The following is a 17,471-nucleotide window of genomic DNA, read 5'->3' on the forward strand; positions in this document are numbered from 1 at the left end:
CTTCTAAAGACGACAGAGAGTTCTTTACAAAAGAAGAACTCATCAACCTATTTACTCTTGAAAGTGTTAACAAAGCACCTGCTATATTTGATATTGATAAACTCAAATGGATGAACCATCATTATATTTCAAAGGCCAACGATGAAAGACTTTGTAGGCTTACTCTCCCCTTTATGATAGAGAAAGAATGGATTAAAGAAGACAGTAATTGTTCTGAGAAGTTATTAAATATAGTTAATACAGTAAAAGGTAATATGGAGACTATTAGGGACATAATAAAAGTTGCTGCTCCTTTTTTTGAAGAGATTGACCTTATCAAAACCGAAGAAGAGCAAAGAATACTTAAGCAGGAAGAAAATAAAATAGTGTTTTCATACCTAATTGAAAAATTGCAAAACATCAAATTTACAGAAAAAACACTGGATAAATTTATAAATGAATTGAAAACTGTACTTAATCTTTCCGGAAAGAAAATATATCACCCAATGCGAGTTGCTCTTATTGGATCTAAGAATGGCCCGGAGCTTACAAAAATTATGCTCTTACTTGGGAAAGAGCGCGTAATAGATAGGTTTAGAAAAGCGCTTAATAAGAATTTCACCGGGACGAATTTATAAAGAGTATTTGAGTAGCTAAATTTTATCTATAATCCTCTTACGATGACAATGGGGGTTTGTTGGTCTTCATTTCCCGCAGGATTGTCAGAAAGTGCTTTCTCCAATTTATCCTTTGATACGTTCTTACTGTATCCTACTGCCCAGGCATCTCCAAGGTCGTTTGCATCAATAACTGCTGCTCTGCAGCCAGTTCTCTCTGCAATTTTTTCACTTACTACAAATGAATCTTTTGGTCCTGGTATGACAGCATAATCAAAAGGTGGAATTGCAGCAGGTGGATCATCTATTAAAGCAGCTTGCTCTCCTGCAATAATGTAAAACCAGCCCTTTTTACCAAAGATTCTTCCTATTGCTCCAGCTTTTGTCGCGAAGATAATACGTGTTTTACCTACCTCTCTTATTGCTATTTCCATTGCTGCGGGGTTTGCAAGTGGCGCTGCCCCACCAAATGGTACATCCTTATGCGATACAAAATGTGAAACAAGTCTTGCGAGAAAGGATGGAAAAATTGTATCTACTGTTGTCATTCTTTCTTCGCACATTGCAGCAACGCAGGAGGAAATAGTAATAATGTCATTTTTCTTTCTTACACTTTTTGTATATTTACCTATTATGTCGTAGAGATTATCTCCCTCTTTTATAAGTGGTGTTTTTATAGAAATTCTCTCTACATCAGGAATTGTTAACCTGATTTTTCTTTCTCTGAATGGAAAATCTTCGCTTTGGAAGTTTTTCTTTGCGAATTCATACAAATTTTTATATCCTGGGTGTGCTTTTATTCCAAGTACTAAAACTTCTTTGGCACGTTCTTTTTTGCCCTGGTTAATCAAAACTTCTGCAAATTTCTTAAAATCAGATGCATAAAAATCTGATGGCTCAAGTGCAATAAATAGTTCAAAATATTTTTCTGCATTAGCAAAATCTTTTTTTGCATAACTTATGTTGGAAAGCCTTTTTAGAAAATATCTGTAAGGGGACATTGTAGTTTTTATTGGTTTATCAAACAATGCAAGTCCCTCTTTATGTACTTTAATGGCGTTGTCTGCATCTTCTAAATCAAAATAGTATAGGTCTCCGAGCATCAAATAAAGCCATCTATTATCTGGATTTGCCTTAATTCCGTCTTTTAGTACGGCTATTGCTTTTTCTTTTTCACCTGATTTAAGATACAGCTTTGAAAGCAAGCTGTGTGCTCCTACCCGATTTTTTTTATGTGTGTTTATAAACGCTTCGAGTAGCTTTATTGCTTTTTCTCTGTCGTTTTCTTTTATTTTTTTTGCTTTTTCTATGATGTTCATGAGGCAAACTCTCCAATCTTACTTTACGTTTTTTTAGTAAATTTTTTAAGTCTTATTGCTAAAAACATATACTTCATGATATCTTTTTTAGTCCTGTAGCAATTTACTTTATAATATTAGTCTTTTTAGATTTGATAGACAGTATACATAAAAGCTTTATGTATGCAAGTTTTTATTTTATAAATCCTTTTGATTGTCTTCCTTCAGCTTTATACCCTTACTTTTTAAAAATACTTTGAAGTATTCAACTGCTTTGTTAACTGATTCTTTTTCTCCCATTAGTTTAATTTCAAGAAACGAATCTTTAAATATCGGAGGATAAGAGGCAGTTTTTATTTTATATTTTGTTTCGAGGAGTTCAAGAAATTCTATGAGATCAGATTCCTTGAGTGGGACAAAAAATGTTTTTTCAAAAGTCGTTTTTCCATTTGCAAGCAATGGCAATACATAACGAGTAAGCATTGCATTAAATTCTTGAGGTACGCCAGGTAGAATAAGAAGATGTTTATTGGTTATTTTAAGATGCATCCCGGGAGATACGCCGACTTCATTTTTTATGGGAATTGCACCATCAATTGAATAAGACATTTTTTCTATATAATTCTTGTTTGCATGTTGCCCGATTTTTTTTAAGCTATTTAGTACATAGCATTGTACTGTTTTATCTTTTACAAGCGATTTTTCCAATGTCTTTGCAACAGTTACCAGTGTAATATCGTCGGGGGTTAGGCCAAGTCCTCCAGATGTGATTAAAACATCAGAATATGCTATAAGAAAAAGCAAGCCTTCTTTTATGGAGAACTCATTATCTCCTACAAGAAGCAATTTGTTTAAATAGAGATGCTTCTCTTTTAGTTTCGAAATTACAAAATGGGCATTGAGATCCTCTCTTTTATTACGAAGGAGTTCATCTCCAATAAGCATTAAGCTTATTTTCATCAAGCACCGAATTTTTTCAGTTTTAGGGAGTGAGCAAGCATTAAGACAATTTCATTTTTTGCCTCAAATCTGCCAAGTCCTCCCTTGGTTCCAATTTCTCTCTCTGAAAAATATTCTGCTCGGTCAGGGCGTGCATAAGGTGAAAGAAGGACAAATGGTACTCCATGGAAGCTATGTTGTTTCATTATGGCAGGCGTGGAATGGTCGCATGTAATAGTTAACACAGTAGGGTTCAATTTAAGTATTTCAGGAACAATTTTTTCATCCACTTCTTCAATAAGGCGTACTTTGGCGTCGAAGTTTCCATCTTCACCATATGAATCTGTTTTCTTTATATGAAAATAAAAAAAATCATATTTATCATAATTTTCTTTGAGTGTTTTTAATTCATCCATGATATCTGTACTACCTACATCTAATATATCCATACCAACGAGTTTAGCGAGTCCCTTGTACATAGGGTATGTTGCAATAGCTGCTGGTTTTAACCCATATATTTCTGTCATCGTTTGTATTGCAGGGTATGAAGAAAATCCCCGCAATAGTAATCCATTGGCTGGATGTTGGTCTTTTATGATACTGTTTGTTTTTTCAATAAATTCATTTACTATTTTGGCACTTTTTTTTGCTTTTGCGTCTAAGAAATTGCATTTTAGCGGAGCAACGCCAGTAGCTTGCGGGTCAGTATCGGTAAGCTTATCTGAAAGATCTTCACCTCTGAAAATTGCGACGAACCGGTAATCCATCACTGGCTTTATAAATATTTCAGTATCGTAAATTTTCTTTGTCTTATTTTGTATCATTTCAGTAAGTTTTTTGCAGTGTTCTGTTGGTATCCTGCCAGCTCTTCGGTCAAGTATTTTATTGGCACTATCAAGTGTTGCAAAATTGCCCCTTGCTGCTACATCGCCTTGCTTTAGCGGAAAACCAATACCTAAAGCAGCTAAAATACCTCTACCTATCATGTATTTGATAGGATCGTAGCCAAAAATGCTGAGATGTCCGGGTCCTGATCCGGGAGTAATGCCCATTGAAACAGGATCTGCAATACCCGTAATGGAGTTTTTTGTTATGAAGTCAAAATTTGGAGCGTATGCAGTTTCAATCTCTGTTTTGCCCAACTTGTTTGGTATGCCCCCAGCACCATCTAATAGCATAAGGATTATTTTGTTATTGTTTTTTACTTTCAGGTTTTTGATGAATTCTTGCGATATCACTCTTCTTCTCCTTTTTCATATTTTGTTGTATTTCCTTGCATAGGCATAAGATACATATTATCCATCATCCACTCGAATATTTTTGAAATTTTCGCATATGTATACTCTTCTTCTATATCTTTATATTCAATTTCTATGAGGTTATTGTCTTCAATGAGGAATAGGTACTGAATAATAATATTTCCTCCAAGAGGAGCATCTCTGTTTTTATCCACATGGAGATTTAAAATCTCAAAATGTGGTATTTGAGTCGGGTCGATTCTTCCTTCTTTTGCGGCATTGTCAATCTTTTCATGCAGAGCAGCAGTGTCCTTGAAATCTTTTGTAAGAATGAGCGCAACATCTGAATCGTATTCTATATCCCCCCCGCCTGTACAGTTAAACATGGTAGGTCTTGTTTTACTTTCTTTCGAATCAAGACGACAACCTTCTTTATCAAAGGAAGAAACAGCAAAAACTGGACATTTTAACTCCATAGACAAACTTGCTAAACCGCCCGAAACATCATCTACTTGTTGGGAAAGATCCTGGTAAAGAATTGGGGTAGGAACTTTTTGCAGGTAATCGATGATTATTACTATTTTTTCTGTATTTGCTTCCTGCATAACTGAAAAAGCGTGGCTCTTTATTCTATTAATGGTATCTTCTCTTCTTCCTTCGACAAGGTAGAGATAGTTCATATAACTCTCTGTTTTTGCATAACCGCGGTTAAATCTTTCCTTAAGTTCTGGATTGCTTATAATATTTGTTGTTTCAAGCACATAAGGAGGTAACAATGTTTCTTGAGAAAAAATTCGTAGAAATAAAACTCTTGAAGTTTGTTCCCATGAATAAAACAGAACAGGTATATGTTCGTTGCTTGCAATATACGAAGCGATTCTTAGCATAAGGTTTGTTTTGCCTCTCCGGGGTGCGCCCGCTAAAGCATAATAGAATCCGGGTCTTGCACCAGAAAGAGTTTCGTTCAAACAATGAAATGGTTCTAAAGAGTATCCAAGAATAAAGTTTTTATTAGACTCTCTTGATTCAACTTCTGAGGAGAACATGATAAGCTGTGTTCGTACGGGATTAATCCTTTTTTTAACTCTTTTCCGCATAATATCGTGAACTTCATTAATTATTTCTCCTGTAAATTCTGTAAGATCTTTTTTCTGCTCTTTTTCCTTTATATAGGATTCTATGCGTTTTCCTATGGACATAAGCCTTTCTTCTGATTTCCTTTTTTTGAGAATATCTATATATACAACGAGTGATTCAAGGTTTAATGGTGTCATTGTTGCAACTTTATCAATTAGCTTACCTAAGTTTACCGTGTATATTCCGCTTTCCTCAAATTCCGTTTTTATTAAAGTAGGTTCTGGGATTTCTTCTTTTTTACCATATTTTTTAAGGATATAGCCAACGAGGATTTTTTCTTCATAAGTACTAAAAAGATCTTTTTCTAAACCATTTTTAATGCTGCTAAGCAAAAGGAATTTATCCTTAAGTATGGAACCAATTAATTTTATTGTGATTTCATCCATTCTATCCCCCCTATAATATTTTTTATTATAATTATATTCATTATATCATTAAAATGAAACAATGACTTGTCCAGCAAAATAAAATCTGCAAGATAGCTATTTTTGATTTTTCCACTTACATTTTCTGCAAAGCTTGCAAATGCACTGCCCGTTGTGTATGCATCAAAAGCTTCTTTTCTGGAAATACATTCTTCTGGTACAAAGGGATTTGTGCTACCGGGCGAAATCCTGGTAGTAGCAGCATGTATACCTTGAAGCGGAGATGCATCTTCAACAGGCGCATCAGAGCCGAATGCAAGCAGTTTACCACTATTTAAAACTGTTTTCCATGGATATGCGTATCTGTAATTTCCTAGCAGTTTTTTAACAAGAGCAGTATCTGCAGTGGCATGTATTGGTTGCATGGATGCTATACAATGAGTCTTTTGAAGCAGCGAGAGATCTTTTTCATTGATGAATTGGAAATGCTCAATTCTGTTTCGCATTTTTTGGTTTCCAAAGCGACTAAAAAGACTCATTACAGCATGTACAGTCTTATCTCCAATTGCATGTACGGCAACCTGGATATTATTTTCATTTGCAAGACTTATTATATTACTCAATTCGTTTTTCCCCATTGTGAAAGATGAAGGAAATCCATTTACTTTGTACATGGCAGCAGTTTGTGAGCCAAGTGAGCCATCCATGAAGCATTTTAGTGGGCCGAAGCGTAAGTTTTTATCACCTAATCCGGTATGTATATTCTCATTAATGATATCCTGCAGTGAATCCTTTTCAATGCCTTGATATATACGTATTTTTAAATCCTTATTTTTGCTCATATCATTTAAAAGCGGGTAGATAGAAAAATCAAAGTTTGTAACGGAAACAATACCTCTTTTTAATAGATACTTTTCTGCGTTTTTTACATCTTTTTTAGAGATCTGTCTTTCTTTTATGCTTTTAACGAGTTCTATAGCACGGTCTTTTAATATTCCAATAAATTTTCCTTTATTTTTTACTAACACTCCTCCTTTAATTCTTTTTAGAACAATTTGTTTTTCTTTTAAAGCTGTTTTGTTTACGAAAACCGAATGCTCATCCTTACTCTGTATGAAAACTGGTTTTTTATTGTATTTAAAGAGTTTTTCCCATTCATTCCTTAAAAGATTATTGAAGTCAAAGTTGTAGATGTATACAAAATTTCTGTCATCTTTTTCAATTAAGTGTTTGATACTTTGATAGTTTCTGCAGTTAGTAGCGTCCTCAGAGGAAAGGAGCAGTGCGATTTCTTTTAGATGCACATGTGAGTCGTTAAAACCCGGGTACAAGAAACCATCATATTTTTTTTCTTTGGCAAATGGAAATTGTTGTTTTATTAGATCTCTTTTTTCAATTACTTGTATTATTCCATTCTCAACAACAACCGAGTAATCTTTTTTTTCTGTCTTATTGATGTAAATTGAATCAGCAGAAAAAATCGTTTTCATTGTCTTGTTAGAAGAAATTCTTCTTTGTTAATAATAAGTTTGATTCTTTTTACATCAGGTAACTCTGTGTATGAAAACATGATCTGCTGTTTGATATTGTCTATATCAAAGCTTACATCTTCTGGAATAGATATTTCCAGAACAAGAGTAGAATTTTCTGTTTTGTAAGAAAGAAGTGTGCTATTTTTGGGTAAGTATGTATCAAATTCTGAAGAGTCTTTTAATAAGAGAAACAGTGTTTCTATAGGATTTTGTGAATTAATTGTTTTTACAACAGGCATAAAAAATTGTTCTTCTCCTTCTGTATGAATATAATATGGTATTATTGCTTTGCTTTCTTCAGTTAGTGCAAAAAAGCGTTTTATAGGGTGTGATATGCTTATACTGCCGAAAAGAGTGGGAACAACCGTTCCGTCTATTAAAATCTGAACAGATGTAATATCTGGCAATTCTGTGAGTGTATTTACTATTGAAAGCACTGTGAGATATTCAGCATGAGATCCAAGGGAATAGTTAAGTATGTCTGAGGAGAGGTCAATAATGATAACGCCACCTGATTGAATATAAAAATTATTCAGTATGTCGATGTCTTCTGGGAAAAGAGGAGGAAGGTCTTTTAGTGACCCATAAAAAAGCTCTTGAATAATTTCTTTTGTTAGTGCAACCGGATCAGTTTTTGGGATTATCTCTCTTTTTTCAAGGAGAAGGTTGTCTCCATTTCGATTGGAGAAATACAGGAGTGCTTCTTTTCCTTGAGGTAAAATTCCAGAATAGTGTGCAATAGGACGATCAATTTGAATGTAATGGTTGAAATAATCCTTCTTTTCATTATCTATTAAAATCTGAACCGATGTAATATCTGGCAATTCTGTGAGAGTGTTTACTAACCCATATACTCTTATGGCTTCTTTTCTGACACCGAGTGATGCAATCTTTGTAGCTGCTTTATTAAAATTTAATGTGCATACTCCATCCTTTATGTTTACAGATTTTACGACGGTATCGCTATTTAAAGGGGAGAATAAGTCATTTTGTGTAGGTGTTTTAAGTGCATCTATTATTTTTATTACTGCGAGTGTATTGCTGCTGGGGATTGTGATTTCTTTTTCCGTTGGTATGAGTTCTTTTCCTATTGGGTCATAGTAGTAGAGTTTTACTATAGTTTTTTTACCTGTCGTTTTCAAACGAAGATTTAAATAAAGATATGAGCCTGTTAGAACGATTGCAACAAATAAAATCAGGGCAATTAAACGGACCACTGTTTTTTTATTTTTCATATTTTTATTGTACCTTAAAAATTATTTTTTTAAACATATTTTTTTGAGAGTTATATTCTTAGATAACAATGTTTTACATTTTTTTTGATTTCTTCACAAAATGCATGCATTTCTTTTTTAGAAAAAGCTTTTTCATTTTTGAATTCTTCAGAAACCGTTTTATCATAGTGTGCATTTTGCAGATAGTATCGTTTTGCTCCTTTTATAAGTAACCCTATTTTTCTAAAACTGTCTTTTGTATGAATTTTTTTTATTGCTGTTGTTCTAAATTCATAATCCGGAGCATATTGCATTATAATATTTATACTTTCATTAATCTTATTTGTATCTACTATCGCTCCACAGGCTTTCGAGTAATTTTCAAGAGGTGCTTTGATATCCATGGCAAAGTAATCAACGAGCTGCTCATCTATTAATCTCTTAATAATATCTGGGTTTGAGCCATTTGAATCGATCTTGATAAGATATCCCATTTTTCTTATTTGTTTAATTATTTTTGGTAGACCTTCTTGCATAGTGGGTTCTCCTCCGGTTAATTCTACAGCTTCAAGTAAGTCTTTTCTTTTTTCTAAAAATGAAAGCACTTCGCTAACGGGAATAGGTGGTTCAAAAAGGTGAGGTAATACGAGTTCGGGATTGTGGCAATAGGGGCATCTGAAATCACATCCCTGAGTGAATATGATAGCGCAGGTTTTACCGGGATAGTCGATTAAGGAGAATTTATTAAATCCACCAATGCTTATTGTATTTTTTATCATTTTTTGTTTGTTACGGAATTCTTATTGATAATATTTTGGGCTCCAATTGGAAAACAAAAACATTTACAGTCAGAAAGGATATGAATCCCCATTAACCTCCTTTTCTAACATTTTACTATTTTTTTATCTTCTTGCAATAAATGTCTAATCATTTAAAATGATTACTTGGTGGGATGCGATATGTATGGAATAATTGGACTTGGAAATGTTGGAGAAGAATACAAAGATACCAGGCATAATACTGGTTTTACGGTGATTGATGCTTTGGCATCGAGATGGAAAATTTCACTAAAAAAGGTGAAATATTTTTCATTTTATGGTAAAGGAACAGCTAAATGTGGTAGAAACAAGGAAGCAGTTGTATTGGTGAAGCCCATTACATATGTGAACCTTTCAGGTAGAGCTGTAAAGCCATTTATTGATGATTTGATGATCCCCGCCTCTCATCTTATTATTATTCAGGATGATCTTGATATTCCAGTTGGGAAGTTTAAAATAAAAATAGGCGGGGGAGCCGGGGGTCATAAAGGAATTGCTTCTGTTCTTTCACTTGTCGAGTCAAATTTTATCAGAATCAAGGTAGGAATAGGAAAGCCTCTGGCAAAAACTGAAACAGTAGATTATGTGCTTTCCCGGTTTAGTCCTGAGGAAAAAGTCACAATGGGCCAAATTATAAACGATGTTACGGAAGCAATTGAATTGATTATTTTTGAAGGCATTGAGAGAGCACAAACAGTTTATAATAGATGAAATTTGAAGATCTGTTTGAAAATCCTGAAAGGATAATTCAAACTTTAGACAAAGAAAAAGTTTTTATTTCACCAGATTTTGGTGTATTAATAAAAGCAATTGTCAATGAACTAAAAGACGACAACATTGTTATTGTTACAAGGGATTTTGAAGATGCAAAATTACTTAAACGTATTGTTCCTAGCGGTTTACTAAATCCCGAATTTGGGTTGCATCCATTCGAAAACGGTTTTGTGGGCAAAGACAGAATTGCCAAAAAGATTGAATTTCTTAATTCATTTTATAAAAAAGAGGGAAGAAAAATTATTATCTCTTCTTTAAAAGGTCTGTTTGATCCTATAATCCTAAAGGAATATGTTAAAGAGCTTTGTATTAAAAAAAATGAAAAAGTAAGTATTAATAAACTTTCTCACACTCTTAGCAAGTTTGGTTATAAACGCACGTTAGAAGTAACAGAACGTGGTGAATTTTCGGTAAAGGGCAATATTATTGATATCTATACGTTTACTTATGGGAAGCCCATTCGAGTGCTTTATGGAGAAGAAGACGAAATAGAAGTACTAAAATTTTTTAACATAGAGACAAAGAGGTCGGAAAGTGTTCTTTCTTCTATCCAACTGTATCCTATTAATTATTTTCTTTTTTCTCAAGGAATATGGAAGAAGGTTTTCGAACGAGTGGAATTGTGCTTGAGAAAAAAGAAAAATGAATACTTAAAGGATTCAGTGATGGAGGATTTCGCTGCTTTAAGGGCAGGCGATACGATAGGAGTTAACTATTACTTCCAATTTTTTTTAAACAAAGGTATTGTTTCATATCCATCTCTTATTGATGAAATTAATTGCTTCACAAAAATAATTTACAAAACAATTGATACTAAAAACTTTGTAAGAGAAACAAAAGAAGTACATGAAAAGAGTGTGGACGCAGGTGAAATCATCCCTATTTCTCTAGATATTATTGGAAAAGGTTTAGAAGAGATAGAAAAAGGGAAAATTGTGTATTTCAGTAAATTTTCTGATTCCGAAAAATATGTTGAATTGCCTATAAAACCTCTCTCAGAAAATTTTCTCGCACTTTCTTCTTTTAAAGATTTTATATTGAATTATCTTGACGAAAAAAACATAATCATTATTACTGAGGAATACGAGCGGGTGAAGGAATTATTTGATATTTATGAGATTTCGTCATCTAAAACACAGAAACTACGACTAATAGACGGGTACATGGAGCAAGGAATAGAAACCGAAAAAGCTTTAGTTTTGACTGACAAAGAATTGTTTCCGCATTATAAAATACACAAACCGGCAAAAAAACTATTGTCTAGCGAAAGAATTGTGAGTGTTGAAGAATTAGAAACAGGCAATTATGTTGTTCATAAAGATTTCGGCATAGGGATATTCAAAGGACTTGTAAAACTTAAAAGGGAAGACAGCGAGAGCGAATACCTTCTTATAGAATATAGAGACGGCGAAAAATTATATGTTCCAATGGAAAGGATAGGTTTTGTCGAAAGGTATATAGGAGATAGAAGAATTATTTCATTAAATAAGCTCCATGGTAAAGAGTGGGGAAATATAAAAGAGAAAGCAAAAGAGAATGCACAAAAACTTGCAAGGAAACTTTTACGTGTGCAGGCTGAAAGGACCCTGAATGGTGGATTTTCATTTAGGCCCTTTAGAGAGGAAGAGAAAATCTTAGATCTCTCTTTTCCTTACGAATTAACAGACGACCAAGAGACGGCATTAGAAGAAGTGATGTCAGATATGAGAGCAGATAAATCGATGGATAGGTTGGTATGTGGTGATGTTGGTTATGGGAAAACTGAAATTGCGATAAGAGCCGCTCTTAGGGCCGTGATGAATGGAAAACAAGTGGTAGTACTTGTGCCAACTACAATTCTTGCCATGCAACATGGGAGAATTTTTAGAGAACGGCTTCATCTTTTTCCAATTGAAGTTTATGTACTTTCACGTTTTACGTCTAAAGGAAATACGAGGACAATATTAAAAAAATTAAAAGAAGGAACCCTGGATATATTAATTGGTACACATCGAGTTTTATCAAAAGATGTAAAGTTTAAAAATTTAGGTTTGCTCATTATCGATGAAGAGCAAAAATTTGGCGTCCGAGACAAGGAAAAAATTAAAGAGCTTTGTGCAAACATTGATATTCTCACTCTTACTGCGACACCAATTCCGCGCACATTGCATTCTTCTTTAATCAACTTGAGATCCATCTCGCTTATCAATACTCCGCCTGTGGGGAGATTTCCTATAAAAACATTTGTGATGCCTTTAAATTGGGAAGTTATCGAGAAAGTGATTCAGTTTGAGCTAAATAGAAAAGGGCAGGTGTTTTTTGTTCACAATAAAATTGAAGATATCTATGAGTTTACTGAGAAGTTAAAGAGCTTATTAAAAGATACTAGCGCAAGAATTAGCGTTGTGCATGGAAAGATGGATAAAGAGGACATTGAGCAGGTCATGCTTTTATTTTATCAAGGAAAATTAGATGTACTTGTTTCTACGACAATTATAGAAAACGGACTCGACATACCTACGGTGAATACATTAATTGTAGATACTGTTGAGAATTTCGGGCTTTCACAGATGTATCAATTAAGAGGAAGAATAGGACGATCTCATATTAATGCATTTGCATATTTCTTTTTTACGAAAAATAAAAGCTTAAAAGCTATCGCGGAAGAACGGTTGGAAACGATAAAGGAATTTGAAGGTAAAGGAGCAGGGATAAAAATTGCCATGAAAGACCTTGAGATAAGAGGAGCAGGGAATATGCTCGGAAAAGAACAGCATGGACACATTGTATCTGTTGGTTATAATATGTATGTGAATTTACTTGATGAAGCAGTAGCAGAACTTAAGGGTAAAAAAATAATTGAAACGAAAGATGTTTTAGTACGATTGAAGGATAAATACTACATCCCTTCTAGATATATTTCAGTAAATAGTGAAAGAATGAATTACTATAGAAGAATTACCGGAGCAAAAGATTCATTAGAAATTAATAATATTAGAGAGGAGATTGTTGATAGATTTGGGAAAATTCCATACGAGATGGAAAATTTATTGAAAATAGGTATTATAGAAGCTAGTGCACGCGATGTAGGTATAAAAGAAATATTCCAGGAAGGGAAGAGGGTATTCTTCAGTGTAGATAAAAAGAATACTCTTTCTCTGGAAAATGTTAAATTGTTTCTTGAAAAAGATAAAAAAGCGAGGTTTGGAGAAGATTACCTTTCTTTTGAGACGGGAAAGGATATAATTGTAGAAGTGTTGAATGTGTTAAATATGATTAGAGGGAAAAGAAATTATGCTAAGTTGGATTATTAAGAACGAGATTGCTGTAGATTCAGCACCTTTAAGAAATAAGATGAAGGATGCGCAGAAAGAAGGAGTTAAAGCAATCATTTTGTTTGTAAATGAACCTATACCTAAAGAAAAGATTTCTTGCGACATGGAACATAAATGCTTTTCTGCCGATATTTTTTTACAGTTTGATCTAATTGAATTAAGAGAATTTTTTCTTTACTCCGGATTTTTGAAGCGAATAAGGTTCCCGTTTGTTATTTATTATGAAAACGATTTGCCTTCAGCATCTATGTTAGCTGCTCTCTATTTGGTATACAATGGGGAAAAAGTTGTAAATGCTATTAAAACGGTAGAGAGTAGAGTTATGCCAAACTGGACAGATGAACAGAAGGATTTTATGCGCAATATAGCAGATCATATAAAACTATTTTACTTAAATAAAAGAATGACCAAGTTCTATGAAACAGATATGCAGGTTCAACTGTTGCGAAAATTGTGTCCGTGGGATAGAGAGCAGACGCATAAATCGCTTATTCCTGAACTTATAGAGGAGTCGTTAGAACTTGTGCAGGCAATAAAAAAAGAGTCATTTTCCTCTATAACAGAGGAATTAGGGGATGTGCTGCTTCAAATTCTTTTGCATAGCGTAATTGGGGAAGAAGAGGGAAGGTTTAGTCTTGACGAAGTTTTAGATGGACTTTTCGGCAAAATGTATAGGAGACACCCACATGTATTTGGTGAGAGCAGTGTAAAACAAAGCAGTGAAGTATTAAAACAGTGGGAAGCGATTAAAAAGATAGAAAAAAATGGTCGTTCCGTGGATATAGCTAAAGTGCTTGCAGGTTTAATTACTGCATTTGATATACAGGATGAAGCACGGAAACGTGGATTTGATTTTTCTCACATCGATCAAATTATGCAGAAAGTAAAAGAAGAGTTGGAGGAGGTTAAAATGGAGATTGAACAGGAAAAAGACCCTTCGGAAGAAATAGGCGATCTTCTTTTTTCTGTGGTAAACCTTTCCAGGTTTTTGAATGTGGATCCTACGCATGCTTTATTTCTTTCCATGGAAAAATTTAGGGAAAGATTTGAAAAAATTAGAGAAAAAACAGATAATAAGATAGAAAAGTTTTCGGATGAGCAACTTGATAAAATTTGGGAGCAAATAAAAAAGGATGAACGAGAAGAAAAAAATTAATGGTAAGCAATTAGTAAAAGAAACGGTTTATGCAATTCTTGCAGGTGTTGTAGGCATTATATTTGTTTCAATTATAACGCATAATTGGGATTTTATTTCAATGATAAAATCGTTTAAAGTTTCTTATCTTGTTTTTGCTTTTTCTTTAATGTTTTTTGATTGGATTATTGAAGCATATGTGATAAAAATTATTGCAAATGCACTTGAGTATAAGATAGTATTTAAGGATTGTTTGAATATATTTCTTATAGGAGGGTTTTTTTCTCGCATTACTCCTTTTGCTGGAGGGGGAGGAGAACCATTTCAGATATTCTTACTTTCACGAGATAATGAGGTAAAACCAGGGGATTCTACAGCCATTGTTGCTATTAAAACATTTATTGGAACGTTTACACGACTTTCTGTTTTTGCACTTCTTCCTATGTGGATTGCTCTTACAAAAACACAATGGCACCTTTCTAAAACTACTAATAACTTGATAAACACAGGAATAATCATTACTTTAATATTTTTTTTATTTTTTATTTTTTCTGTGTTTAAACCACATGTCGTTGAAAAATGGATAGAAAATTTATCAAGGAAAAAGTTTTTTAACAGAATCATTCCGAAAGCGAAATTAGAAAGTTCCATAGAACAGATGAGAAAGATAGTTATAGATTTTGAAACAGCACGCAACAAAATGTTTAAATCGCGAAAAGTGTATATATTACATGCTTTTATATTAAGCTTTGTAGCCTGGGGTTTGGTGTTGTTTACTCCCGTGATTCTTCTCAGAGGATTGGGTGTGCAGTCTCCGTGGCCGCAAATTGTTATTACCGCCCTCATCTTTTTTATTGCTTCGGCTTATATACCTACACCGGGCGGGAGTGGCACTGCAGAGATAGGAATTTTGGCTCTATTTGCAGGGCTTATTCCACAGCCGCTTATTGGTGTGTTTGTCATTGTTTGGAGAGTATTTTCTCATTATTTGCTAATTATTTTTGGTGGAATAACAACCTGGATCAATCTTTCTAAAAAGAAAAAATCTAAACCCCACTAAACAATCTATCTCCTAAAAAGTTTGGGAGATGAGCTTTAATTATTTTTTTATAAACTGCTTTTATGTCATATTGAAAACGTACAATTTCTATAGTGTCGCAAGAAGTATCATAGATTGCAAAGGCGGCTTCAGGATTTCCATCTCTTGGTTGTCCTACACTCCCAATATTAATGAGGTATCGGTTGTCTTTTTTAAGCGTTAATTTGCAATCCTTTATGCAAGAATAATAACTTATTTTTTTATTTTTAGTTTGTATAAAATAACCTGCAACATGCGAATGGCCGAAAAATCCAATCTGGGTTTTGACGTCTGTAAAGTTTTTTACTGCGTCTTGTGCGGTTATTAGATATTTAAAAGGGTTTTTCTCATCAAATGTTCCATGAAAAATAGTAAAATTATCTTGCTCTGAAAAAAAGGGAAGATTTTTAATAAAAGTTTTTGAATTTTTGGAAAGCTTTTTTCTTGTCCATCTGATAGCAAGGCGTGCATAAGTATTAAAAGATTGTTCTTCGTTTATATAATTTATGGCATAATCATGGTTTCCTATAACTGAATGAATGGGGAGTTCTTTAAATATTGTTATGCATTCTTCAGGGTCAGGTCCATATCCCACAATGTCTCCACAACATATGATTGATTCAACGCCATTATCTTTCATTTTGCCGATTGCAGCGTTAAGAGCTTCCACATTGCTATGTACATCTGAAATGATTCCATATTTCATGTTGTTGTATTTATGTAAAATGTTTACCCTCCTTTTTTAGAATTATATCATTTCTTTTGTAATTTCATATATTTTTATATAAACAAAATAGGCCGGGATTTTTAATATACCCGGCCTAATATATGACGATTAATGATTAATTTGAAATTAAGATTTCTTTGTGAATTCTGTCTTTCCGCCCTTTTTAACAAAATGACAGGCTGCGAAGTGACCATTTCCTGTGTCAATTAATTGAGGCATTTTTTCTGCACAGATATCCTGTGCATATATACAGCGAGTTCTAAATACGCATCCTGAGGGTGGATTTATTGGCGAAGGAATATCGCCTGCCAGGATAATTCTTTCCTTTTTAATTTCAGGGTCGGGAATTGGTATGGCCGAGAGCAGAGCTTGTGTATATGGATTCAAAGGATTATTAAAGAGTTCCATTGTATCTGCAATTTCCATTAATTTGCCTAAATACATTACCCCAATCCTATCGGAAACATGTCTTACTACAGCCAAATTGTGTGCAACAAGTAAATATGTAAGGGAAAGTTTTTGTTGAAGATCCATTAACAGGTTCAGCACTTGAGATTGAATGGATGCATCCAGTGCTGAAACTGGCTCATCTGCAACAATGAATTTTGGATTAAGTACGATAGCCCTTGCTATACCTACTCTTTGTCTCTGACCTCCGGAAAATTCATGTGGGTATCTATGCAAATACCCCGGGCGTAATCCCACAACTTGCATTGCTTCTACTACTCTTTCTTCCTGTTCTTTTTTATTTCCTACACGATGTACAACCAATGGTTCTCTAATAATTTCTCCAACCGGAAGACGAGGATTTAGCGAACCATATGGATCTTGAAAGATGATTTGCATGTCTCTTCTTAAGGGTCTCATTTCCGATGCAGAATAGTTTGTTATATCTATATCTTCTGCAATAATTTGTCCACCTGTAGGTTTAATTAACTTCAAAATTGTTTTTCCAGTAGTGGTTTTACCACTTCCACTTTCTCCTACAAGAGAAAATGTTTCTCCTTCGAAAATGCTAAACGATACATCGTCAACAGCTTTTACCCAGGCGATTGGCTTACTGAAAATACCACCTACAACAGGGAAGTATTTTTTTAGGTTTTTAACTTCTAATATTGATTTTTTCATTTCTTTGATACCCCCTTGTTGCTTTCTACCGGATGGAAACATCTTACTAGGTGACCTGGTCCTATTTCTTTTAGTTCCGGTATGTTCTTTCTACATTCATCTGTTGCAAATGGACATCTTGGATGAAAATAGCATCCTTTTGGCATGCTATATGGACTTGGTATCATCCCTTCAATTG

General features: G+C 33.9%; 15 protein-coding genes. 5 read left to right on the forward strand and 10 right to left on the reverse strand.

Annotation, left to right across the window (positions count from 1 at the left end):
- On the forward strand, positions 1-617 hold a 617-nt coding region (locus U9Q18_07260), incomplete at its 5' end, for a glutamate--tRNA ligase (GenBank protein ID MEA3314156.1).
- 26 nt (positions 618-643) lie between these two features.
- On the opposite strand, the gene U9Q18_07265 is transcribed toward U9Q18_07260, so the two are convergent.
- The 7 genes from U9Q18_07265 to U9Q18_07295 form a co-directional block, all read right to left on the reverse strand.
- Positions 644-1,915 (reverse strand): tetratricopeptide repeat protein, encoded by a 1,272-nt coding sequence (locus U9Q18_07265; GenBank protein MEA3314157.1) that lies wholly within the window; start codon positions 1,913-1,915, stop codon positions 644-646.
- 177 nt (positions 1,916-2,092) lie between these two features.
- Positions 2,093-2,854: a molybdopterin-binding protein gene (locus tag U9Q18_07270; protein MEA3314158.1), complete on the reverse strand. Its 762-nt coding sequence runs from the start codon at positions 2,852-2,854 to the stop codon at positions 2,093-2,095.
- Positions 2,854-4,071, reverse strand: coding sequence for a 2,3-bisphosphoglycerate-independent phosphoglycerate mutase (locus tag U9Q18_07275; protein ID MEA3314159.1), 1,218 nt, complete (start codon positions 4,069-4,071; stop codon positions 2,854-2,856). Before U9Q18_07275 ends, U9Q18_07270 begins: the two co-directional genes overlap by 1 nt.
- Positions 4,068-5,594: a DnaB-like helicase C-terminal domain-containing protein gene (locus U9Q18_07280; protein MEA3314160.1), complete on the reverse strand. Its 1,527-nt coding sequence runs from the start codon at positions 5,592-5,594 to the stop codon at positions 4,068-4,070. Before U9Q18_07280 ends, U9Q18_07275 begins: the two co-directional genes overlap by 4 nt.
- Positions 5,576-7,063 (reverse strand): amidohydrolase family protein, encoded by a 1,488-nt coding sequence (locus U9Q18_07285; GenBank protein MEA3314161.1) that lies wholly within the window; start codon positions 7,061-7,063, stop codon positions 5,576-5,578. Before U9Q18_07285 ends, U9Q18_07280 begins: the two co-directional genes overlap by 19 nt.
- On the reverse strand, positions 7,060-8,340 hold the full coding sequence (locus U9Q18_07290; GenBank protein ID MEA3314162.1) for a GerMN domain-containing protein: 1,281 nt from the start codon (positions 8,338-8,340) through the stop codon (positions 7,060-7,062). The genes U9Q18_07285 and U9Q18_07290 overlap by 4 nt, the downstream gene beginning before the upstream one ends.
- A 50-nt stretch (positions 8,341-8,390) precedes the next feature.
- Positions 8,391-9,098 carry an anaerobic ribonucleoside-triphosphate reductase activating protein gene (locus U9Q18_07295; protein ID MEA3314163.1) on the reverse strand — a complete coding sequence of 236 codons (708 nt, stop codon included), beginning with the start codon at positions 9,096-9,098 and terminating at the stop codon, positions 8,391-8,393.
- 180 nt (positions 9,099-9,278) lie between these two features.
- Between U9Q18_07295 and pth the strand changes: the two genes are divergently transcribed.
- The 4 genes from pth to U9Q18_07315 are packed head-to-tail and all read left to right on the forward strand — an operon-like array spanning position 9,279 to position 15,420.
- On the forward strand, positions 9,279-9,848 hold the full coding sequence (pth, locus tag U9Q18_07300) for an aminoacyl-tRNA hydrolase (protein MEA3314164.1): 570 nt from the start codon (positions 9,279-9,281) through the stop codon (positions 9,846-9,848).
- Positions 9,845-13,204: a transcription-repair coupling factor gene (mfd, locus tag U9Q18_07305; GenBank protein ID MEA3314165.1), complete on the forward strand. Its 3,360-nt coding sequence runs from the start codon at positions 9,845-9,847 to the stop codon at positions 13,202-13,204. Before pth ends, mfd begins: the two co-directional genes overlap by 4 nt.
- On the forward strand, positions 13,185-14,381 hold the full coding sequence (gene mazG, locus U9Q18_07310; GenBank protein ID MEA3314166.1) for a nucleoside triphosphate pyrophosphohydrolase: 1,197 nt from the start codon (positions 13,185-13,187) through the stop codon (positions 14,379-14,381). Before mfd ends, mazG begins: the two co-directional genes overlap by 20 nt.
- The gene (locus tag U9Q18_07315) at positions 14,359-15,420 is read left to right on the forward strand and encodes a lysylphosphatidylglycerol synthase transmembrane domain-containing protein (protein MEA3314167.1); all 1,062 of its coding nucleotides are present in this window, start codon (positions 14,359-14,361) and stop codon (positions 15,418-15,420) included. The genes mazG and U9Q18_07315 overlap by 23 nt, the downstream gene beginning before the upstream one ends.
- On the opposite strand, the gene U9Q18_07320 is transcribed toward U9Q18_07315, so the two are convergent.
- From U9Q18_07320 to U9Q18_07330, 3 genes are all read right to left on the reverse strand, one after another.
- Complete coding sequence (locus U9Q18_07320) at positions 15,407-16,144, reverse strand: metallophosphoesterase family protein (protein MEA3314168.1); 738 nt, start codon at positions 16,142-16,144, stop codon at positions 15,407-15,409. The genes U9Q18_07315 and U9Q18_07320 overlap by 14 nt on opposite strands.
- A 147-nt stretch (positions 16,145-16,291) precedes the next feature.
- The gene (locus tag U9Q18_07325; GenBank protein MEA3314169.1) at positions 16,292-17,293 is read right to left on the reverse strand and encodes an oligopeptide/dipeptide ABC transporter ATP-binding protein; all 1,002 of its coding nucleotides are present in this window, start codon (positions 17,291-17,293) and stop codon (positions 16,292-16,294) included.
- On the reverse strand, positions 17,290-17,471 hold a 182-nt coding region (locus U9Q18_07330), incomplete at its 5' end, for an oligopeptide/dipeptide ABC transporter ATP-binding protein (GenBank protein ID MEA3314170.1). The genes U9Q18_07330 and U9Q18_07325, both read right to left, overlap by 4 nt.

It is taken from the genome of Caldisericota bacterium, from assembly GCA_034717215.1.
Taxonomy (GTDB): domain Bacteria; phylum Caldisericota; class Caldisericia; order Caldisericales; family Caldisericaceae; genus UBA646.

Bases quoted from the DNA above. Each gene is read 5' to 3' on its own strand.
- U9Q18_07265 (MEA3314157.1), bottom strand. From the start codon at position 1,915: ATGAACATCATAGAAAAAGCAAAAAAAATAAAAGAAAACGACAGAGAA.
- U9Q18_07270 (MEA3314158.1), bottom strand. From the start codon at position 2,854: ATGAAAATAAGCTTAATGCTTATTGGAGATGAACTCCTTCGTAATAAA.
- U9Q18_07280 (MEA3314160.1), bottom strand. From the start codon at position 5,594: ATGGATGAAATCACAATAAAATTAATTGGTTCCATACTTAAGGATAAA.
- U9Q18_07285 (MEA3314161.1), bottom strand. From the start codon at position 7,063: ATGAAAACGATTTTTTCTGCTGATTCAATTTACATCAATAAGACAGAA.
- U9Q18_07290 (MEA3314162.1), bottom strand. From the start codon at position 8,340: ATGAAAAATAAAAAAACAGTGGTCCGTTTAATTGCCCTGATTTTATTT.
- U9Q18_07295 (MEA3314163.1), bottom strand. From the start codon at position 9,098: ATGATAAAAAATACAATAAGCATTGGTGGATTTAATAAATTCTCCTTA.
- pth (MEA3314164.1), top strand. From the start codon at position 9,279: ATGTATGGAATAATTGGACTTGGAAATGTTGGAGAAGAATACAAAGAT.
- mfd (MEA3314165.1), top strand. From the start codon at position 9,845: ATGAAATTTGAAGATCTGTTTGAAAATCCTGAAAGGATAATTCAAACT.
- mazG (MEA3314166.1), top strand. From the start codon at position 13,185: ATGCTAAGTTGGATTATTAAGAACGAGATTGCTGTAGATTCAGCACCT.
- U9Q18_07315 (MEA3314167.1), top strand. From the start codon at position 14,359: ATGAACGAGAAGAAAAAAATTAATGGTAAGCAATTAGTAAAAGAAACG.
- U9Q18_07320 (MEA3314168.1), bottom strand. From the start codon at position 16,144: ATGAAATATGGAATCATTTCAGATGTACATAGCAATGTGGAAGCTCTT.
- U9Q18_07325 (MEA3314169.1), bottom strand. From the start codon at position 17,293: ATGAAAAAATCAATATTAGAAGTTAAAAACCTAAAAAAATACTTCCCT.